General features: G+C 35.9%; 22 protein-coding genes. All 22 read right to left on the bottom strand.

Translation table 11 applies throughout. From position 1 onward, the window contains the following. Positions 1-58: 58 nt before the first annotated feature. On the bottom strand, positions 59-328 hold the full coding sequence (gene rpsO, locus CWO92_RS03335) for a 30S ribosomal protein S15 (RefSeq protein WP_055740368.1): 270 nt from the start codon (positions 326-328) through the stop codon (positions 59-61). A 155-nt stretch (positions 329-483) separates the two neighbouring features. Continuing rightward, positions 484-1,437: a bifunctional riboflavin kinase/FAD synthetase gene (gene ribF, locus CWO92_RS03330; RefSeq protein WP_101352747.1), complete on the bottom strand. Its 954-nt coding sequence runs from the start codon at positions 1,435-1,437 to the stop codon at positions 484-486. A gap of 31 nt (positions 1,438-1,468) precedes the next feature. Beyond that, positions 1,469-2,377, bottom strand: a complete 909-nt coding sequence (gene truB, locus CWO92_RS03325) for a tRNA pseudouridine(55) synthase TruB (protein WP_101352746.1) — start codon at positions 2,375-2,377, stop codon at positions 1,469-1,471. Between the two features lie 108 nt (positions 2,378-2,485). Then, a complete protein-coding gene (gene rbfA, locus CWO92_RS03320; protein ID WP_101352745.1) occupies positions 2,486-2,830 on the bottom strand; it encodes a 30S ribosome-binding factor RbfA in 345 nt (114 codons plus the stop codon). Positions 2,831-2,846: 16 nt separating this feature from the next. Continuing rightward, positions 2,847-3,125 (bottom strand): DUF503 domain-containing protein, encoded by a 279-nt coding sequence (locus CWO92_RS03315; RefSeq protein ID WP_101352744.1) that lies wholly within the window; start codon positions 3,123-3,125, stop codon positions 2,847-2,849. Beyond that, positions 3,122-5,344, bottom strand: a complete 2,223-nt coding sequence (gene infB / locus CWO92_RS03310; RefSeq protein ID WP_101352743.1) for a translation initiation factor IF-2 — start codon at positions 5,342-5,344, stop codon at positions 3,122-3,124. The genes CWO92_RS03315 and infB overlap by 4 nt, the downstream gene beginning before the upstream one ends. A 13-nt stretch (positions 5,345-5,357) precedes the next feature. Continuing rightward, a complete protein-coding gene (locus tag CWO92_RS03305) occupies positions 5,358-5,672 on the bottom strand; it encodes a YlxQ family RNA-binding protein (RefSeq protein ID WP_233269713.1) in 315 nt (104 codons plus the stop codon). Next, positions 5,669-5,950, bottom strand: a complete 282-nt coding sequence (rnpM, locus tag CWO92_RS03300; protein ID WP_101352742.1) for an RNase P modulator RnpM — start codon at positions 5,948-5,950, stop codon at positions 5,669-5,671. Before rnpM ends, CWO92_RS03305 begins: the two co-directional genes overlap by 4 nt. Before the next feature lie 19 nt (positions 5,951-5,969). Next, positions 5,970-7,088, bottom strand: coding sequence for a transcription termination factor NusA (nusA, locus tag CWO92_RS03295; RefSeq protein WP_101352741.1), 1,119 nt, complete (start codon positions 7,086-7,088; stop codon positions 5,970-5,972). 120 nt (positions 7,089-7,208) lie between these two features. Continuing rightward, a complete protein-coding gene (gene rimP / locus CWO92_RS03290) occupies positions 7,209-7,676 on the bottom strand; it encodes a ribosome maturation factor RimP (RefSeq protein WP_101352740.1) in 468 nt (155 codons plus the stop codon). A gap of 439 nt (positions 7,677-8,115) precedes the next feature. Next, the gene (locus CWO92_RS03285) at positions 8,116-12,435 is read right to left on the bottom strand and encodes a PolC-type DNA polymerase III (protein ID WP_101352739.1); all 4,320 of its coding nucleotides are present in this window, start codon (positions 12,433-12,435) and stop codon (positions 8,116-8,118) included. A 233-nt stretch (positions 12,436-12,668) separates the two neighbouring features. Beyond that, positions 12,669-13,928, bottom strand: a complete 1,260-nt coding sequence (rseP, locus tag CWO92_RS03280) for an RIP metalloprotease RseP (protein ID WP_101352738.1) — start codon at positions 13,926-13,928, stop codon at positions 12,669-12,671. Positions 13,929-13,944: 16 nt separating this feature from the next. Next, positions 13,945-15,090, bottom strand: coding sequence for a 1-deoxy-D-xylulose-5-phosphate reductoisomerase (locus tag CWO92_RS03275; protein WP_101352737.1), 1,146 nt, complete (start codon positions 15,088-15,090; stop codon positions 13,945-13,947). A gap of 63 nt (positions 15,091-15,153) precedes the next feature. Continuing rightward, the gene (locus tag CWO92_RS03270) at positions 15,154-15,942 is read right to left on the bottom strand and encodes a phosphatidate cytidylyltransferase (RefSeq protein WP_101352736.1); all 789 of its coding nucleotides are present in this window, start codon (positions 15,940-15,942) and stop codon (positions 15,154-15,156) included. Continuing rightward, positions 15,939-16,739 carry an undecaprenyl pyrophosphate synthase gene (uppS, locus tag CWO92_RS03265; protein WP_101352735.1) on the bottom strand — a complete coding sequence of 267 codons (801 nt, stop codon included), beginning with the start codon at positions 16,737-16,739 and terminating at the stop codon, positions 15,939-15,941. Before uppS ends, CWO92_RS03270 begins: the two co-directional genes overlap by 4 nt. 212 nt (positions 16,740-16,951) lie before the next feature. Continuing rightward, positions 16,952-17,509 (bottom strand): ribosome recycling factor, encoded by a 558-nt coding sequence (frr, locus tag CWO92_RS03260; RefSeq protein ID WP_101352734.1) that lies wholly within the window; start codon positions 17,507-17,509, stop codon positions 16,952-16,954. Next, a complete protein-coding gene (gene pyrH / locus CWO92_RS03255; protein ID WP_101352733.1) occupies positions 17,510-18,235 on the bottom strand; it encodes a UMP kinase in 726 nt (241 codons plus the stop codon). A gap of 201 nt (positions 18,236-18,436) precedes the next feature. Continuing rightward, a complete protein-coding gene (gene tsf, locus CWO92_RS03250; protein WP_101352732.1) occupies positions 18,437-19,321 on the bottom strand; it encodes a translation elongation factor Ts in 885 nt (294 codons plus the stop codon). Between the two features lie 222 nt (positions 19,322-19,543). Then, positions 19,544-20,263 carry a 30S ribosomal protein S2 gene (rpsB, locus tag CWO92_RS03245; protein WP_101352731.1) on the bottom strand — a complete coding sequence of 240 codons (720 nt, stop codon included), beginning with the start codon at positions 20,261-20,263 and terminating at the stop codon, positions 19,544-19,546. Between the two features lie 169 nt (positions 20,264-20,432). Then, positions 20,433-20,963 carry a hypothetical protein gene (locus tag CWO92_RS03240; protein ID WP_101352730.1) on the bottom strand — a complete coding sequence of 177 codons (531 nt, stop codon included), beginning with the start codon at positions 20,961-20,963 and terminating at the stop codon, positions 20,433-20,435. A 9-nt stretch (positions 20,964-20,972) separates the two neighbouring features. Continuing rightward, positions 20,973-21,284, bottom strand: coding sequence for a hypothetical protein (locus tag CWO92_RS03235; protein WP_101352729.1), 312 nt, complete (start codon positions 21,282-21,284; stop codon positions 20,973-20,975). A 20-nt stretch (positions 21,285-21,304) separates the two neighbouring features. Next, positions 21,305-22,069 (bottom strand): FliA/WhiG family RNA polymerase sigma factor, encoded by a 765-nt coding sequence (locus CWO92_RS03230; protein WP_101352728.1) that lies wholly within the window; start codon positions 22,067-22,069, stop codon positions 21,305-21,307. Positions 22,070-22,193: the final 124 nt, after the last annotated feature.

The raw sequence follows: 22,193 nt of genomic DNA, 5'->3' as shown, positions 1-22,193 counted from the left end.
AATTTTTTGCTAACAAAAAAGCGGGAAATATCCCGCTTTTTCTGTTATATCTACTTCATTAACGACGTAAACCAAGCTTGTTAATCAATTCACGATAACGTTGAACATCTTTATTACGAAGATAAGTAAGTAGATTACGACGTTTACCTACCATTTTCATAAGACCACGACGAGAGTGGTGATCTTTCTTATGTGTACGTAAATGCTCATTCAAATTATTAATATCCTCTGTTAGGATTGCAATTTGAACCTCAGCAGAACCAGTATCGTTCTCATGAACTTTAAATTGGTTGATGATTTCGTTTTTACGCTCTTGTGAAATTGCCATCCTTTTCACCTCCTAAAGAAAATAAATAAATCGCCAGTTCCCTAGCATGCGTCGGAGACTCGACATGCCAAGCAATGGTTCAATACTATTTAAGAATACTACTTTTACATTAAAAAAACAAGTCAAATATTAAATGATATTAAGATAGCACTATTTTAGTTCAATTTTGCAAAGTATTCAATAGTGGTTTGTTTGTCATTTACAATTTGCGACTTCAGTGCTTCAATCCCGTCAAATTTCTTCTCGTCGCGGATTCTTTTATGCCACTCCACAACCACTTCTTCTCCATAGATAGATTGATCGAAATTGATAATATGTACCTCAATAGACCTCTGATACTCATCAGGATTTTTAAAAGTTGGTTTTACACCAATATTACAAACACCAATAAACCATTTGTTATTAACAAAAAGCTTTACAGCATATACACCATTTTTCGGAATAATATATTCACCATTAAGTTTTATATTTGCAGTTGGAAAACCAATTTGTCTGCCTCTTTTTTCACCATGAACTACTATACCTGCAGTTCTATAATAACGCCCTAACAAATGGTAAGCCCCTGTTACATCCCCTTCACTCAAATGCTTGCGAGTAAGTGTAGAACTTACTTTTTCTTCACTGTCTGGTTGAGCAAATTTATCTACAGTTGTACATGCAAATTGATTGTTAGCATGTAGCTTCATTGTTTCCATTGTCCCTTTTCCAAATTTTCCATAGGTGAAATCAAAGCCCGCTACAACGTGCTGTACATGTAATCCTACAATATATTGATTAACAAAATCTTGTGGATCTAAACTGGCAAAGCTTGAAGTAAAGCGAACAATAATTAAATAATCAATGCCAAGTTGTTCGATTAAACGCACCTTTTCCTCCAGAGGTGTTATATGCTCTACATGTTTATGCTTTGAGCTCAACACGACAGATGGATGTGGATCAAATGTCATCACTGCACTTTTCCAGCCATGCTCTTCGGCAATATTCTTCGCGGTTAAGATTACCTTTTGATGTCCAAGATGAATGCCATCAAAATAACCAAGTGCCATTACTAAAGGGGGAAAATCCGCTTTTGTAAAAGAGTGTGGATGATGTATTGTTAAAACCTTCATTTTATCTCTCACCTGTTTCTATTACATATACTTATCCTAAAACTTTAACCGGTTTCACTAAACCAGGTTTCTCTTTATGTGCTGTATATATGGCAATTGCTCGATGTTGATGAAAAATTACTGCTTCCATAAATTCTTTCGACCAATTTAAGGCTTCTTGTGATAAAACAGCACCATTTTTCACTTTCTCTGCTAATGTATCACTTATTTCAATTTTCGGCAAATCATAAAGTCCTCTTTCCAAAGGAAGGATAATATTTTCCAATGTATTTTCTTGAATATGCTCTTCCAGCTCTGAGAAAGTAGTACAATCCTCTTTTGTAAAAGAACCTGATGATGTTCTTGTTAAATAAGACATGTGCGCTGGATATCCAAGCTTTTCACCAATCATTACGGCCAACGTTCTTATATACGTACCTTTGCTGCAGCGAACCCGAAAACGGAAAGCTATCGTTTCACCTTCGAAGATTTTCCGATCATCTAATAATTCTATGTCATAGATTTTTACGGTTCGTGTTGGTCTTTCTACCTCTAAGCCTTTTCTGGCATATTCATAAAGTCTTTTTCCATTTACCTTTACTGCTGAATACATCGGTGGAGTTTGTTTGATTTCACCTATAAATGAATGTAACAACTCAATAATATCTGAACGTAAAAATGCCCTTTCAATTTTCCTTTCCTCCACTTTATCTCCAGATGCATCTTCCGTAGTGGTCGAAAATCCGAGTGTAACCTTTCCTTCATACTCTTTGCCAGCATTGGTAATATATTCAGCAACCTTCGTTGCCCTTCCAAGGCAAATTGGCAATACTCCTGTAACATCTGGATCTAATGTACCTGTATGGCCTACTTTCCTCATTTTCAACATCTTCCGTACTTTAAATACACAATCATGCGATGTCATCCCTTTCGGCTTCCATAAAGGAAGAATACCATCCATAAGTTAACTCCTTTGCAAAAAATTTTTCACTGCNATAAGTTAACTCCTTTGCAAAAAATTTTTCACTGCAAAAAAGATAGACATCATGATGTCTATCTTTTTTTAAAATTATTCATCCCGATGAATTTCTTTTAATAATGTTTCGATTTTATTTCCATAATCAATAGATTCATCGATTTCAAAAAATAATTCAGGGGTTTTTCTTAAACGAATTCTATGACCTACTTCAGTACGAATAAATCCTTTTGCCTTTTCCAATCCGTTTAATGTATCTTCTTTTTTACGGTTGTCACCGAGAACCGTAATAAATACTTTTGCTTGCTGAAGGTCCCCTGTAACCTCCACTCCTGTTACAGTCACAAAGCCAATACGTGGGTCTTTTAATTTTCGCCCGATAATGTCACTAAGTTCTTTTTTCATTTGTTCTCCGACACGATTTGCACGCAGGCTCATCTTAAGCACCTCACATTCACAACCACTCATAAATGGTTTCAAGCCTTTCCCATTCGGGAAAAGAGTCTAAAAACCTAAGTGAATTTTCCAATTCTCTTTCCGCTGCTTTTCTGGAAGAAGCAACTGTTACAATGGCAATTTTTGTACGCTGCCATATATCTTGATATTCAATTTCTGAAACAGATACATTATATTTTTGTTTTAATCGAGTCAAAACCCGTTGCAGAATTGCACGCTTTTCCTTTAAAGAAGCGGCATTAAAAATTCGGAATTCACATTCCAAACTTCCAATCATTTTCTTTCCACTTCTTGCATTACAAATGCTTCAATGACGTCTCCTTCTTTCACGTCATTATAGTTCTTAATGGTAATACCGCATTCATAACCTTGGCTAACTTCTTTTGCATCGTCTTTAAAACGTTTTAGTGTGTCAATTTCTCCTTCAAAAATAACTACACTATCACGTATCACCCTTACTCCACTTTCACGAGTAATTTTACCATCTGTGACATATGAACCTGCAATAGTACCGATCTTAGACACTTTAAAGGTTGTACGAACTTCTGCCTGACCGATAATTTTTTCTTCAAATTCAGGGTCAAGCATCCCCTTCATTGCTGTTTCAATTTCTTCTATCACTTTGTAGATTATTCTGTGTAAGCGAACATCCACTTTCTCTGCTTCAGCAGCACGCTTAGCATTAACATCAGGACGTACATTGAAACCAATTACGATAGCATTAGAAGCCGCTGCAAGAGTAATATCTGATTCATTTATTCCACCAACAGCTGTATGAATAATTTTTACATTTACACCTTCAACGTCAATCTTTTGAAGAGCAGCAGCAAGTGCTTCTACAGAACCTTGAACATCTGCTTTAATAATGATATTAAGATCCTTCATTTCTCCTTGCTTCATTTGTTCGAATAAAGTATCTAAACTAATTCGAGCAGTATCATTTCTCTGCGCTAAAACAGCCTGCTGAGAACGTGCTTCTCCTACTTGACGAGCTGTTTTCTCATCGTTGAAGACAACAAAACGGTCACCAGCTTGCGGTACATCATTTAAACCGGTAATTTCTACAGGTGTTGAAGGCTTAGCTTCTTTTACCCTGCGGCCTAAATCATTTACCATTGCACGTACACGACCAAATGTATGGCCAACAACAATTGGATCTCCGACTTTTAAAGTACCGTTTTGCACAAGTAAAGTTGCAACAGAGCCACGACCTTTGTCAAGCTGTGCTTCGATAACAGTACCAAGAGCATTTCTATTTGGATTTGCTTTGTACTCTTCTACCTCTGATACAAGAAGAATCATTTCAAGCAGATTATCAATTCCTTCACCTGTTAAGGCAGAAATCGGAACAAAAATAGTATCTCCACCCCAAGCTTCCGGAACAAGTCCATATTCTGTTAATTCTTGCATCACACGATCAGGGTTTGCAGAAGGTTTATCCATTTTGTTCACTGCCACAATGATCGGTACATTTGCTGCTTTTGCATGGTTAATAGCTTCGATTGTTTGTGGCATTACCCCATCATCAGCAGCGACTACAAGGATAGTAATATCTGTGATTTGCGCTCCGCGAGCACGCATAGTCGTAAATGCAGCATGTCCTGGAGTATCAAGAAATGTAATTTTTTTGCCATTTACTTCAACTTGATAAGCACCAATATGTTGCGTAATTCCACCAGCTTCTCCAGCCGTTACTTTAGTATTACGAATGGAATCCAAAGTGGTAGTTTTTCCATGGTCTACATGTCCCATGATAGTGACAACAGATGGTCTCTCCACTAAATCTTCTGGAGCATCTTCTGTAAAATATACTTCAAGGTCGGTAACATCAACCTTAATTTCTTCTTCTACTTCTACACCATAATCCGTAGCGATTAATTCAATTGCATCCTTATCCAGCTCTTGGTTAATGGTTGCAACTACTCCTAACATAAAGAGCTTTTTAATAATTTCTGATGGCTCACGATGCAATTTTTTTGCTAATTCAGCAACCGTTAAGGATTCACTAAAAACAATTTTCTTTGGCAATTCTTTTTTCTTTTGTACCGGTTGTGGTGGTGGAGTATGTTTTGGTTTTTGCTTATTTTTATTGTTTTTGTTGTTATAATTGTTATTCTTCTTATTTTTGTTAAAAACTTTATTTTCTTTAGAAGAATCTTCTTTGCTTGTTTTCTTACCTTCAATATTTTGTGGTTTCTGCTTTGTTTGTGTTTTTTGTACTTTTTCCGTCACGATATCCTCTTCATCTTCCATGTTTATTCTAGTAGTAGCTTTCTTTGGCTGATTTTGTTCTTTCGGTTTCCCGTTTCCATATTTACTATTAGATTCATTTTTACTGTTTTTCTTAAAAATTGAATCTAACTTCTCTATAGCATTCCCATCTATAGTAGACATATGATTGGTAACTTCAATATTCATCTCTTTTAACTTCGATATAACATCTTTACTTGAAATATTATTGCTTTTTGCATATTCATAAACTCTTGTTTTACCCATATGTTCACCCCCATCAAGTTCTTTCGAGCAGTGCTGTAAGTTTCTTCGCAAAGCCGGCATCACTTATAGCGACAACAACTCTGGCTTCCTTACCAATTGCGGAACCAAGCTCCTCCCTATTATCTATCATAACTATAGGAACTTTATAGTACAGACACTTGTCTTGTATTCGCTTTGAGGTATTAGGTGCAGCATCCTTTGAAAGTAATACTAGCTTGGCACGACTTGACTTAATTTCTTTAAGTACAAGTTCTTCTCCTGATATTACTTTTCGGGCACGATTAGCTAATCCTAGCAGAGACATAGCTTTTGATTGATTCAGATTCATTTACTTATGTTCTCTCTCTCCACGAGCTTAATGAGCTCATCATATATTTCATCGCTAACACTTGCCTCGAGATGACTAGCCAATATATTTTTTTTCTTAGCCAATAAAATTGCGTCTTTGTCCTTAGAAAGGTATGCACCCCTGCCAGATTTTTTTCCAGTCGGATCAATCGAGATTTCGCCCTCTTTTGAACGAACGATTCGTACCATTTCTTTTTTTGGCTTCATTTCACCCGTTGCAACACATTTTCTCAATGGAATTTTTCTTCGAGTAGCCACTTGGATCACCTCTTATTCGCTAATCTTCGGTTACATCGAATGTATCATCATGATCGTCATCATCATCAAATAAACTTGTATTTAATCGAGGATATATACCTAATTCTCTTGCATCTGTTTCACTTTTAATGTCAATTTTCCATCCTGTCAATTTCGCAGCTAAGCGCGCGTTTTGACCTCTTTTTCCGATTGCTAATGACAATTGATAATCAGGTACAACAACCGTAGTTGCCTTTTCATTTTCATCCACGATAACATCTAAAACCTTAGATGGGCTCAAAGCATTTGCAACAAAAGTTACAGGATCTTCAGACCACTCTACAATATCGATCTTTTCACCTTTTAACTCATTAACAATAGCTTGAACTCTTGTACCTTTTGGCCCAACGCAAGCTCCAACAGGGTCTACCTCGGTTTGATCAGTATGGACAGATATTTTGGATCTATCTCCAGCTTCACGAGCTACTGACTTAATTTCAACGGTACCATCGTATATTTCAGGTACTTCAATCTCAAATAGACGTTTTAATAGACCAGGGTGTGTACGAGATACAAATATTTGCGGACCTTTTGTGGTTTTCTCTACCTTTGTAATATACACCTTAATCCGATCATGCGGTCTATATGATTCATTAGGCATTTGTTCACTTTGTGGAAGTAGAGCCTCAATTTTCCCTAAGTTTACATAAATAAATCGAGGGTCTTGTCGTTGAACAATACCTGTCATAATATCATCTTCGCGGTCAATGAATTCCGAATAAATAATACCTCTTTCCGCTTCTCGAACACGTTGTGTAACTACTTGCTTTGCGGTTTGAGCCGCGATCCGGCCAAAGTCCTTTGGCGTAACTTCTAATTCCACAACATCACCAATTTCATAAGAAGGATTAATCTTACGGGCATCCTCCATCGAAATTTCCAGACGTGAATCAAATACTTCCTCCACAACATCTTTTCGGGCAAATACTTTCATCGTACCATTGCCAAGATTTAAGTCGATACGTACATTTTGTGCCTGATTAAAATTTCTTTTGTATGCAGAAATTAAAGCTGCCTCAATCGCATCAATAATAACTTCTCGAGAAATTCCTTTCTCTTTTTCCAATATTAATAGAGCATCTAATAACTCTGTGCTCATGGAAATGTCATCCCCCTTAATGATAAGTAAAACATGTCACAGCAAAAATGGTCTGTGCAGTTATGGTGATACTTAGTGTCAATAATTATGGCTGTTTTCGTATAATTGCGATTTTATTAATTAAAAAATAATCGCCAAACGAGCATTTGCTACTTTTTCATAAGGAATAATAATTTCCTTTTTTCTCGTTTTTAGTTTCACTTCAACGGTTAATGTTTCCCCGTCAAAAGCCAAAAGCTTTCCTTCAAAAGTTTTTTCGCCATCGATGGCTTCATAGGTTTTAATATTTACATTTTTTCCTATAGAATCAATAATATCTTTTTCTTTTTTTAGCGGTCTTTCCGCTCCAGGTGATGAAACTTCCAGAAAATAATTTTGTGGAATAGGATCGATTTCATCCAATTTTTCACTTAATTGTTCACTGACCATACCGCATTCTTCGATATCTACCCCGCCCTCTTTGTCAATATAAACGCGAAGGAACCAATTTTTTCCTTCCTTTACATATTCAATGTCAACGAGATATAGTTGCATTTCTTCTAAGATTGGTGTAACGAGTTCTTCAATAACGTCCGTTACTTTACTCATAAATACCTCCCACACATATCTACTGCATTATTGATAATTAGAGATTGCTCCCACAAATCATGTAATATTGCACTCTTGAAGTTCAATCAATGTTTAACTTATTAAAAGTGAAAAACAAGAAAGAGCGGGTTAGACCCACTCTTAAATACGAGAGTTATCAGTAGTATTTCCAATAAAAATATACCATAACCTGAAAAATAAAGCAAATTAAAAGAAAAGCAAAAGCGCCTGTTCATCAGCGTACAAACTGGAAGGCTCCGACTGAGATAAAGGAATCACGGTGAGGTTACTCACGAACCGTTGTTGACTTATCGCAGGGAGGAGACTGGAAGTTTGCTAGCTGATAGATACTGGAAACTAGACGATAGAAAAGAAAATACGCCTTGATAATCCGCTAACCGAGCGCTGTAACAGGACAAGCAAAAATGGTTTTAAGTTATTAAAACAATGATAGCTGATTTTGTTCTGGGAGATCTTCTAGACAGCCATGTTTATCCAGATATTCTATTATTGTCTTGGATACTTTCCCACGTTGTTGCAAATCTTCTTTTGATAAAAATTCACCTTCTTCACGGGCTTTTACAATATTTAAGGCTGCATTGGTACCAAGACCTGGAATAGAGTTGAAAGGTGGAATAAGTGAATTTCCATCAATCACAAATTCTTTTGCGCTTGATCGATATAAATCTACCTTTTGAAAATGAAAACCGCGTTCTACCATTTCTAATGCGATCTCAAGCACTGTCAGCAAACTTTTTTCTTTTGTAGATGCATCGAGTCCTTTTTCATTAATTTCATCAATTTTGGATCTGATTGCATTGCTGCCTCTTACCATTGATTCCAAATCAAAATCCTCTGCTCTTACAGTAAAATAAGCCGCATAGTATAGAAGTGGTAGGTGCACTTTAAAATACGCAATCCTCACAGCCATTAATACATAAGCTGCCGCATGAGCTTTCGGGAACATATACTTAATCTTTTTGCAGGAATCAATGTACCACTCGGGAACATTCTGCTTTCGCATTTCTTCTTCCATTTCAGGCTGAAGACCTTTCCCTTTACGAACGGATTCCATGATTTTAAAAGCCAAAGATGGTTCAATCCCTTGATAAATCAAATAAACCATGATGTCATCACGACAACCTATCACCTCTGGCAGGGTACAGGTACCATTTTGGATAAGCTCCTGAGCATTTCCTAGCCATACATCTGTACCATGTGATAATCCAGAAATCTGCACAAGTTCTGAGAATGTAGTTGGTTTAGTATCTTCGAGCATCTGTCTAACAAATCTTGTACCAAATTCAGGAATCCCCAAAGTTCCAGTATTACACATAATTTGTTCCGGTGTAACACCTAAAGATTCTGTATTGCTGAAGATTTTCATGACCTCTGGGTCATCCGTTGGAATGGTTTTTGGATCAATCCCACTTAAATCTTGAAGCATTCTTATCACAGTCGGATCATCGTGTCCAAGTATATCCATTTTCAAGACATTGTCATGGATGGAATGGAAGTCAAAATGAGTAGTTTTCCATTCGGAACTATTGTCATCGGCAGGATATTGAATTGGTGTAAAGTCATATACATCCATATAGTCAGGGATAATAATGATACCTCCTGGATGCTGGCCGGTAGTTCTCTTTACCCCAGTACAGCCTTGCACTAAACGATCCACTTCCGCACCGCGTAAATGAAGATTATTATCCTGTGCATATCCTTTTACATAACCATATGCCGTCTTTTCCGCTACTGTACCGATGGTTCCTGCACGATAAACGTAATCTTCCCCAAACAATACCTTAGTATAAGCATGCGCCCTTGGCTGATATTCTCCGGAAAAGTTTAAATCTATATCCGGTACTTTATCCCCTTTAAAACCAAGGAAGGTTTCAAACGGTATATCATGTCCATCTTTTTTATATTTCGCTCCACAATTTGGACAGTTTTTATCCGGAAGGTCAAAACCCGAACCTACTGAACCGTCATTAAAGAATTCTGAATGTTTACATTCTGTACAAATATAATGTGGAGGAAGCGGATTTACCTCTGTAATTTCCGTCATGGTCGCCACAAAGGAAGAACCTACTGAACCACGAGAACCAACGAGATAGCCATCATCTAGCGATTTCTTTACTAACTTATGAGAAATTAAATAAATAACGGCAAAACCATGACCAATAATACTCTTTAATTCTTTCTCTAAACGTGCCTCGACAATCTCTGGCAATGTATCTCCATAAATAGATTTAGCACGGGTATAACTCATGTTTTTAATTTCATCTTCCGCACCCTCTATTTTAGGTGTATATAGATCATCTTTAATAGGCTTAATTGTTTCTACTAAATCAGCAATTTTATTCGTGTTGGAAATCACTATTTCTTTCGCTTTTTCAAAACCTAAAAAAGCAAAATTATCCAACATTTCATCTGTTGTTCTAAAATGCACATCAGGAAGTTTATGACGATTCAACGGGTTAGCACCCGCTTGTGAATTAATTAAGATTTTACGATAAATTTTATCTCTAGGGTGCAAGTAATGAACATTTCCTGTTGCAACTACCGGAAGATTCAATTTATCTCCCAGCTGGACAATATTTGATATGATTTCCTCTAATGATTTTTCATCACGGACAAGTTCGAGTTCAATTAAATGTGCGTAAACATCTTTTGGATGAACCTCAAGAAAATCATAAAATCTTGCAATTTGCTCTACTTCTTCAGGACCTTTTTGCATCATGCCTTCAAATACTTCACCCTTATCGCATCCGGACCCTACTAATATACCTTCTCTGTACATTTGTAATTTCGAACGCGGAATACGCGGAACACGATAAAAATAATCAATATTAGAAAGAGATACTAATTTAAAAAGGTTCTTTAAACCTTCTTGGGTTTGAGCAATCAATGTGCAGTGAGATGGCCTTGCACGCTTAAATGCCCCTCCTTCTCCCATAAAATGATTGAACTGATCATGATATTCTATTCCTCTTTCAGCAGCATCCTTCAGCATTTTTAACAAAATATATCCGGTTGCTTCTGTATCATAAATGGCACGGTGATGTTGCGTTAACTCTACATCAAATTTTTTCGCCAGCGTATTCAAACGATGATTCTTAAAATCTGGATAAAGCCATCTGGCAAGTTCCAATGTATCGATAACAGGATTACTTGCTTTGGGAAAACCTATCTTGCTGTATCCAACATTTAAAAATCCCATATCAAACGAAGCGTTATGTGCAACAAGAATAGCATCTTCTGCCCAATCTTTAAACTTTTTCAGTACCTCGTCCACTTCCGGAGCGTCTTTAAGCATATCATCCGTTATGCTTGTAAGCTCAATAATCGTTGCAGATAATGGGCGATGTGCTTTTGCAAATGATTCAAAACGATCGATAATTTCTCCATTTTTTATTTTGACAGCTGCAAGTTCAATAATGGTATCGTATACCGCAGAAAGACCCGTTGTTTCGACGTCAAAAACAACATAAGTATCATCGGTTAACAATCGATGGGCATCGTTATAGGCTATGGGAACCCCGTCATCTACTAAATTTGCTTCTACACCATATAATATTTTTACATCATGCTTCTTTCCTGCACTAAATGCTTCTGGAAAGGATTGGACAACACCATGATCTGTAACTGCTATCGCTTTATGACCCCATTTTTTTGCCTGAGCTACATAATCACTGATGGATGTAACAGCATCCATTTGACTCATTGGAGTATGCAAATGAAGTTCCACACGCTTCTCATTTTCTGGTGCATTGTCTTTCCTTTCAATTGGTTTTATTTCATTTAAATCATTAGCAATCATCACCAAATCTCTAACAAAGGTATCATTTTGAATACTTCCTCGTGCTCGAAGCCACATTCCTTTTTTCACACGATTAAGTAGTTCTGCATCCTCTTTATCACGGGAAAACATTTTTACCAGAATAGAGCTTGTGTAATCCGTAATTTTAAAGGTTAATAATGTACGTCCGCTGCGAAGTTCTTTCGTTTCCGCAAAGAATACATATCCTTCTACAAAAATACGTCTTTCTTCATCCACAATCTCTTCTATTTTTCTGTATAAATCATCATCCTTAATGTTCATTCCAATCACAAGCGGGCCGCTGTCGGCTGCACTTTCGCTATGATCAGAGTCTTTCTTTTGAATCTCCATTACTGCTAATTTTGCCCGTTCTTCATCTTCTCTTTTCTTTGCTTCTACAAATTTTTGATACTCCTCATTTGATTGGTTTTGTGCTATAACTGTATCCAGCACAAACGGAGGAAAACCTACAGATTGATAGGAAGCAGAAATAATATCTCCATATTTTTGTTTTAAAGTACGAGATTCCGTATCATTTCTCGTCTCTATTGTAAGTTTATTTCCTTTGACTTGCGGGTATTGTTCATGTAATAAAGTAGTAAGCATCGGCGACATGCCCTCAATATCTTTAATACAATACTTCCAGTATTCCGTAACCATTTGTTCTTGGAAAGATGGATCGTCTACATGAATGGAAAATTGAATATTTGCTATGTGCTGAAATGCTTTCTGTAATTGCAATGTGAAACGATTAAAAATAGGAAACGGCAGGATTTTTTCCATATTAAAATAAAAATGCCAGCGCTTCGTAGCACGCTCCACCACTAACTTTTCAATTTCTGCATTCGTAAAATGCTCAAAAAATGTATCTTCCGTTAACTCAAGTTGTTGTAATAGTAGTCGAAATCGTTCTTTTTTTTCGGCGGGATTGCTTGTCATATTCCCCTCTCCCATCCTTTAAAATTTCTATTATACCTATACCATCATAAAAAACTAATGGCAGAATTTCAATGCAAAAACATTTACAATTAATATTAGCGAATATTGCTAGCCAAAAGGCATTTTAGCTCGATTCAAATTAAACTAGTGGAACCAATTTTATTTGATAATAAAAACTCAAAAATTCTTATAACATGAAAGAAGCAATCGGATTATACCGATTGCTCTATTTTCTATAAGAAAAACCTTTGGATATCATTCCATGTTACGATAATCATTAAAAGCATTAATAATGCAAAACCAATAAAATGAACCATTCCTTCTTTTTGACGATCGATTGGTTTTCCTCTTACTGCTTCTACAGCGAAGAATAATAAACGACCTCCATCTAAAGCTGGTATTGGCAATAAATTCATAATACCTAAATTTATGCTTAATAATGCTGCCCATTGTGCTAAATAGGCGATTCCTAATTGCGCAACATCCTCTGTTGATTTATAAATACCAACAGGTCCAGAAAGCATATTAATGGAGAATTGACCTGTAACCAACTTACCTAGCATTTGGAATATTTTTATTGTCATATGATAGGTTTGTTCGAATCCATAAGTTGCAATTTTTAATGGTGATTTTTCAACGGGACTATGAACCCCGATCATTCCGTATTCCTTATTATTTTCATCTTTTTCAATACTTGGTGTAACAGAGATATCCATCGTTTTGTGATGTCTCTCCACGGTAAACACTAACTCTTCACCGGGATGTTTTTGGATAACCTCTACAATATCATCCCAATTCGATATTTCAGAACCATCAATACTTATGACTTTATCACCTTTATGAAGACCAGATGCATTGGCGACACCATTTTTAGTCAAATCTCCCAAAACAGGATCTTGGACCGGTATACCTTGAATCGCTGCTAAAACGGTAAAAATAACAATAGCAAGCACAAAGTTCATCATTGGACCTGCAAAAATAGTCATTGCTCGGTGTCCTAACGACTTGGATGCAAACTGGCGATCCCATGGTGCTATTTGTGTCTCATTCTGATTTTCAACAAGGACAGCCTCTTTTGAAACGGAAAAGGTTTTTAATTCTTCTTCTCCTTCTTCATAGCCCTTAATTACAAGCCTATGCTCCAAATCGGCAGAATCGACCTCGAAAAGTCGTATATTAGGATATCTTTCTTTACCATTGATAACAACCTTTTCTACTTTATCATCTTTATCTAATACTAATCCAACACGTTGCCCAGGCTTTAAATCCAGCATTTCTTGGTCTTCACCAGCCATACGAACATAGCCGCCTATCGGCAAAAGCCGGATTGTATATTGTGTTTCATTTTTTTTGAAGGAAATTAACTTTGGTCCAAAGCCTATGGCAAATTCCCTGCAAAGTATTCCTGCACGTTTAGCAAAGAAAAAATGGCCAGCCTCGTGAAAAAATACTAGAGCTCCAAAAATGATGATAAAGGCTATTAATGTTGTCACATAAAAAACCACCTTTTTATAAAAGTGAATTAATATATTCTCTTGTTTCTAAATCAACAGATCGGATCGTATCCAGGTCAGGATGCTTTATCACATTATGCTTTTCAAGCGCCTTTTCAACAAGTTGATCTATTTGTAAAAAGGAGATTCTTTCGTTTAAGAAAGCTCCTACAGCAACTTCATTAGCTGCATTTAAAACAGTCGGCATTGTTCCTCCGATTTTACCTGCCTCATAAGATAACTTAAGTGCATAGAAACGGTCGAGGTCCATTGGTTCAAAATGCAGCATGCCTATTTTTGCTAAATCTAATCTTTCAGAAGATGTTAATGTTATCCGGTTCGGATAGCTTAATGCATATTGAATTGGTACTCTCATATCTGGTGTACCTAATTGTGCTTTTACACTTCCATCCTGGAATTCGACCATCGAATGAATAATACTCTCCCGGTGTTGGAGGACATCAATTTTTTCAAAAGGAAGGTTAAATAACCAATGCGCCTCGATAACTTCTAAGCCTTTATTCATCATGGTTGCAGAATCTATTGTGATTTTTGCTCCCATCGACCAATTAGGATGGCTAAGTGCATCTTTCACAGTTACACCGACTAATTCCTCTCTTTTTTTATCACGAAAGCTACCGCCCGAAGCGGTAATAATTAATCGTTCGATATCCTTGTCATGTTCTCCCTGTAAGCATTGAAAAATTGCTGAATGCTCACTATCGACAGGGAGAAGTAAGACTTGCTGCCGTTTTGCCTCTTCCATTACTAAATGTCCTGCAGTCACAAGTGTTTCCTTATTAGCGATCGCAATTACTTTATGGGCTTTAATAGCTTGCAAAGTAGGAAATAGACCCACACTTCCCAATACAGCATTCACTAAAATATCGGACTTCTCATATACAGCAACTTCCACTAATCCATCTTCACCGTAAGAAATCTTTGTTGCAGCACCTAGTTCCAACTTTAATTGATCATAATCCTCTTTCGATTGAACGGAGACTAGTTCTGGATTAAATTCTGAAATTATTTTGCGAGCTAGTTCGATATTTTTTCCAACAGAAAGAGCAACTAAGCGAAATTTATCCGGATGTGTTCTAATAACATCCAAAGTTTGTGTTCCTATTGATCCAGTTGCCCCTAACAAACTTATGTTTTTCAAATGATTCAACTCCCAAAGCTCTTCCAATTAACGCAAAATAGCGTATTTTTGTGTTTATTAATTTCACAATAACAAATAACTAATAAGCGGCCAAACAAACAATAAACTATCAAATCGATCTAGAATACCACCATGACCCGGCAATATTTTTCCTGAGTCTTTCACATCAAAGTGGCGTTTTAAAGCTGATTCAACTAAATCCCCCATTTGTCCAAAAACTGACAGAATGGCTGTAATAATTATTAATTTTAACATAGAAGCAGGTATGTTGGAAAATAACGAGAATAAAATCCCAACTATTAATGCACAAACGATACCACCAATAAAACCTTCCACGGTTTTATTAGGACTTATTTCTGGCCAAAGCTTTCTTTTCCCAATCGCTCGTCCAATAAAATAAGCTCCTGAATCTGTTGCCCAAATAATGAACAGAGAATATAGAATAGGGGTAAGACCACCTTGTTCTCTTATGTATAAAAAATTATAAAATCCTAAAAAAACATAGAATATAGAGAGAAACATAAAAGATGCATCCGTTATAGTAAAACGATTTTTCGAAGCAACGGTATAACATAAGAGTAGTAATAACCCAAAATAAATATAATCCATTTTAGATAATCCAAATATCTCTACTATATTAATATATGGATGAGGAATTAAAAAAATCCCTAACATAATAAATGAAATAATTCCTGGAAAAGATACTATCTTTAATTTACTCATCCTAAAAGCCTCTCCCAAGGCTACAAATGCCAATAAATAGACTAAGACAGTAAATGGCATACCTCCATATATAACAATAGGTATAAATATTGCTGCAGCTATGATCGCTGTAATAATTCGTTGTTTCATTCTTCTTCCTCGCCCTCGCTTTTTAAACCACCATATCTTCTTGAACGTTGTTGATATACTTCTATTGCTTCCACCAAATTTTCTTCATTAAAATCCGGCCATAAAACATCCGAGAAGAAAAATTCTGTATAAGCTAATTGCCAAAGCATAAAGTTGCTCAAGCGGATTTCACCGCTAGTGCGTATTAATAAGTCTGGATCCCGAAGACTATGGGACATTAAGTAATCAGAAAAATTAGCCTCGGTAATATCCTTATCATCCAATTTACCGGCTCTTACATCATGTATTATATTCTTTACGGCTCTAACGATTTCATCCCTGCTCCCATAATTAAGAGCGAAGTTCAGAATTAAACCATTATTGTGCTGTGTTTCCGTTATCGCTTTACCAACAGCATTTAAGGTATGTTCAGGGAGTACATCCTTATACCCCATCATTTGAACTCGAACATTCTCTTCCTTTAATTCCGGTAAGAATGTTCCTAAAAATTCTCCTGGCAACTTCATTAAGTACTCTACTTCATTTTTTGGACGTTTCCAATTTTCTGTAGAAAAAGCATAAAGGGTTAAAACTTCAATACCTAATTTAGAAGCAAGGCGGGTTATTCTTCTTACCCTCTTCATCCCTTCATGATGACCTGCTACACGGGGCAATGCACGTTTTTTTGCCCATCTCCCATTTCCATCCATAATGATTGCAACATGTTTTGGCATCGGGAGTTCCTTTAATGCATTGATACGCTCTTCTAATGTATCATTGTCCTTGGAAGTTTTCCAAAACTTCAATTTATTTATCATCATTGGACCTCCACTTGGAATACTTTCCATTTTCATACGTAAAATCCGATATTACTATCATATCAAAAAAAACATGGAATTTCTTTAATATTACAATTGAAAAAGGTGCGACTTCTATTATAGATAAAATAAGGTCGTTTGTGTAGAGATTATTCATTATATTTTTTGATATAAAATAAAAAACTCTCCAGAAGAGAGTTTTGAGAAAGATATTATACTTCTAAAATTTCTTGTTCTTTTGTTTTTGTAATTTGATCAATTTTGTTTATATGCTCATCGGTAAGTTTTTGAACATCATCTGAGTAACCGCGAAGATCATCTTCTGAAATATCGCCATTTTTCTCAAGTTTTTTCAAATCTTCGTTTGCATCTCTACGAATATTCCGAATCGCAACCTTGGCGCCTTCTGATTCTTTTTTTACAACCTTTACAAGTTCCTTACGTCGTTCCTCTGTTAACGCAGGAATTGCTAAACGGATTACGCTTCCGTCATTATTAGGAGTTAAACCTAAATCTGATTTTAAAATGGCCTTTTCAATTTCACCCAAAATTGACTTGTCATAAGGCTGAATAACTAACAATCGTGCTTCTGGTACCGATACACCTGCTAACTGGTTAATTGGTGTTGGAGCGCCATAATAATCGATAACAACTTTATCTAATAATGAAGCACTTGCACGACCAGCACGAATTGAACCCAAATCTCTTGTAAATGCTTGAATAGCTTTTGTCATTTTATCCTTTGCATTATCAATAATTTGTTTCGGCATTTATTCCTTCCCCCTTACAATCGTACCAATATTTTCACCCATTACAACCCGTTTAATATTGCCCTTTTCCATGATAGAAAAGACAATAAGCGGTATGTCATTATCCATACATAACGAAGATGCTGTTGAATCCATTACAGCGAGCCCATTCTTAATCACATCTAAATATGTAAGTTGCTCATATTTTACCGCATTTTTATCTAATTTTGGATCTGCTGAATATACACCATCTACATTATTTTTAGCCATCAAGATAACTTCTGCTTCAATTTCAGCTGCTCTTAAAGCTGCAGTTGTATCTGTTGAAAAATATGGGTTTCCAGTCCCCGCAGCAAAAATAACAACACGGCTCTTTTCTAAATGGCGAATAGCTCTTCTGCGGATATATGGCTCTGCAACCTGACGCATATCAATAGAAGTTTGAACTCTGGTTTCAATTCCATTTTGCTCTAAACTGTCTTGAAGTGCAAGTGAATTCATTACAGTTGCAAGCATCCCCATATAATCTGCTGTTGCACGGTCCATGCCCATTTCACTACCAATTTTTCCGCGCCAAATGTTGCCGCCGCCAACTACTACCGCTACTTCAACACCTAGTTCAGCAATTTCTTTTACTTGTTCAGCTACAGATTTAATCACGGATGGATTAATACCAAAACCTTGGTCACCCGCTAATGCTTCTCCACTTAATTTTAATACTACACGTTTATATTTTGGGGTACTCATATGAACCTCCAATAAATTTATTATGTATGCAGATGATATTTCTGCACTTTTTCATGAGGTAAGAAGTCAGATGTGGAATGGGAAATTTAGAATGTTACATAAATTTTTTTATCATATCCACTCTGAACTTATTTTTTCAAAGAAAGGGAACACACAGTGTGCTCCCTTTAATGCTTTTCCCAATTCTGGGGAATTTAAAAATTATATATTTTTTACTTGGCTCATTACTTCTTCAGCGAAGTTGTCTTGACGTTTTTCAATACCTTCGCCAACTTCATAACGCACTAAGCCAGTAATGGTTGCATTATTAGCTTTAACAAATTGTCCAACCTTTTGATCTGGATTTTTAACGAAAGATTGATCTAAGATACAAATCTCTTCGAAATATTTGCTTAAACGACCTTCTACCATTTTTGCAACAATATTTTCTGGTTTACCTTCATTTAGAGCTTGTTGAGTTAATACTTGACGTTCATGCTCCACTTCTTCAGCTGAAACTTGGTCACGAGAAATATATTTTGGATTTAATGCTGCAGCATGCATCGCAACATCTTTTGCAACACTTTCGTCAGTAGTGCCTTCTAAAACAGTTAATACACCAATGCGTCCACCCATGTGAAGATATTCGCCAAATACACCATTGTCTGTTTTAGTTTTTACTTCAAAACGGCGAAGTGTAATTTTTTCACCAATCTTCGCAATTGCGCCATTGATTGCTTCACCAACAGAAGTTCCGTCTTCCATTTTTTGCTCAAGAGCTTCTTCTACTGTAGCTGGTTTATTTTTAAGAATGTGCTTTGCTAAATCAGCAACTAGTGCTTGGAAACCTTCATTTTTTGCAACGAAGTCAGTTTCAGAGTTTACTTCAAGAATAACTGCATCATTGCCTTCACTTAAAATATACGTAATACCTTCTGCAGCGATTCTATCTGCTTTTTTCGCAGCTTTCGCAATACCTTTTTCGCGTAGGTAATCAATTGCTTTGTCCATATCGCCATTTGTTTCAGTAAGTGCTTTTTTACAGTCCATCATACCTGCGCCTGTTTTTTCACGAAGTTCTTTTACCATTTGTGCAGTAACTGCCATGAGAATTTTTCCTCCTTTAGTTCTATGTATTTCATAATATTAGTTAAAAATAATAAAGTTCTTTAAAAAAAGGTGATAAGGAGTATTCTTATCACCTTTTTAAGGAAAAGGGGACGGAGCGCCGCTAACTTATATAGATTAATACGGACAATACCGATTATTACTTAAATAGCAAATAGTTGTAGATAAGCATTGCTCTGCTCACGCCACCTTATTGAATAATTATTCTGCTTCAACAGGTTCAGCAACAGTTTCTTCTTCACCTTGTCTAGCTTCTAAAATAGCATCAGCCATTTTACCAGTTAATAGCTTAACTGCACGAATTGCATCATCATTTGCAGGAATTACATAATCAATTTCATCCGGATCGCAGTTTGTATCGACAATACCAACGATAGGAATATTTAGTTTACGTGCTTCCGCAACCGCAATACGCTCTTTACGAGGATCGATAATGAATAAAGCATCTGGAAGAGTTTTCATATCTTTAATTCCACCAAGGAATTTCACTAAACGTTCATGTTCCTTTTTCAATTGAACAACTTCTTTTTTAGGTAGAACTTCAAAAGTTCCGTCTTCTTCCATTTTTTCGATAGCTTTTAATCTTTCGATACGTTTTTGAATGGTTTCAAAGTTTGTTAATGTACCACCTAACCAACGATGATTTACATAGTACATACCAACTTTTTCAGCTTCTTCTTTAACAGATTCTTGAGCTTGCTTTTTAGTACCAACGAAAAGGATATTTCCGCCGTTTGCAGCAAGTTCTTTTACAAAGTTGTATGCTTCCTCAACTTTTTTCACTGTTTTTTGAAGATCGATAATATAGATACCGTTACGTTCTGTGAAGATATATTTCTTCATTTTAGGGTTCCAACGGCGTGTTTGGTGTCCGAAATGTACACCTGCTTCAAGCAATTGTTTCATTGAAATTACTGACATTGTGTTGCCTCCTATGGTTTTAGTTTCCTCCGCTTCAATCATTTTTAAACAGAAACTACCAAAATAAAAGAAGATTTATTTTGAAAGCACCATCTATTTAAATCATGAAACGTGTGTGATAACACCAACAAATAATATATCATAAATGAATTTCATATTCAAGAATATATTACATTTTTTGACGAAACTTCAACAGTAATTCGATTTCTGTCTTACCTTTATGAAGTTTTTGCGCAATTTGTTCAATGGTTAAGCCTTCTTTTTCTAATAAAAATACCTGTTTTTCAAGTGGAAGTGTCGAAAATTCGATCTTCGGATTCTCCACATCCGTATTATCCGTTTTGCTCATCATGGATTGGTATGTCTTTGCAGCATGATTTCTCATAACTGCTGTAAAAGATCGTTCCTCCCCATGATGATTATCTAGATTTGAAACTTCCTCTTCTTCAGTCGCATCTGTATTGACTGAAACATTTAATGAGGTTCGGTGATTAAGACTTTGTACTTTTTTAATAAACTCTTCATTTTCATCCTTCATTTCTATTAAATAAGATGAAAACATTTCTTCCATATCTTTCAATACCTTTTTTTGATCTTGTTCTACATGTATTAGTCGGTTCTGTCTCATATAAAGAATAATAATTCCAAATATCGATACGACATTAATAATGATAGAAATGAATAAAATAAAAATTGTCATTGTTTTCGCCTACCCGCTAAAATCAATATGATTACCTTTAAATGGGTGGTAAATTTGCTTTTCCTTATCTTTTTGCTTTTCTTGGTCCTTTTTTGAAGGAGCCTCGTGGTGATTCTTTGAATTCCCTTGATCTTTTAACATTGCAGGATCCTTTTGGTCTTGCTTAAGCACATGATGACGTTTCAGATCTAACGCTTTTTCCATTTCCTGCATTGCATTTTCATTAATGACTCTGCTCTCCTGTTGAATATGTTGCATATTTTTCCCGGCATCATGTGTACGTGGCAGTGCAATCTGCATCTCCATTGATTTTAATTCCACCGTATCCACCTCTTAGAATTTTACATTTTCTTTTCCAAGATATTTCTTAATTTGAACAATGCTTTAGAATGTATCTGTGAAATTCTTGATGTAGATAGGCTCATAATTTCCCCAATTTCTGTTAGCGTTAATTCTTCATGATAAAATAAACTTAGTACCATTTGTTCCTTTTCCGATAAAGTAGTAATTACTTTCGTTAAATCTTGAATTTTTTCTTCATGGATTAAATTTTCTTCCGGGCTAGGAATATGGTCGTCTTTTATTACAAACGCATAAGTTTCATTCTCTTCTTTCTCATGTGTTTGCTCATCTACTGATAATACATTGGCAAAAAATTGTTCATTTAGAGTCTGATACACTTCATCCTCTGTGATATGCAGTTCCTTAGCTATTTCTTCTGGGGTTACATGCCTCATATACTTTTGCTCTAGTCTTTCTAATGTTGCTTCTATTTTTTTCGCTTTTTCCCTTGTACTTCTAGGTAGCCAATCTTCTTTTCTCAAACCATCTAAGATAGCACCGCGAATACGGAAGGATGCGTAAGTATCAAATTTTAAGTCACGAGTTCGATCGAATTTATTTAATGCGTCCAATAGCCCTAACATTCCAAAGCTTTTAAGATCGTCCCTTGAAACATTACGAGGAAGTCCTACCGCAATCCTTTGAACATGATAATGAACTAATGGCAAGTATTTTTTCACAAGAATATCACCAGCTTGAGTATTACGTGAACTTATCCATAATTCCCAATACTTTTGTTCTTCGATTGTTTCTGTGTTTGACATATGTCCCCTCCTCGTAAGTTACTTTCATTTCGTTGTTTCATATGCTTTTCGTAAGTGCTACCAATCCTAAGTAGTCTAAGTTTCGAGGCATCATTTCTTAATTTGTATCCAATCATAAATTAAA

Origin of the sequence: Heyndrickxia camelliae (genome assembly GCF_002844575.1) — a bacterium.
Taxonomy (GTDB): domain Bacteria; phylum Bacillota; class Bacilli; order Bacillales; family Bacillaceae_C; genus Margalitia; species Margalitia camelliae.
The sequence above is the reverse complement of the archived record's forward strand: the minus strand, read 5'-3'. Positions and strand labels throughout refer to the sequence as shown.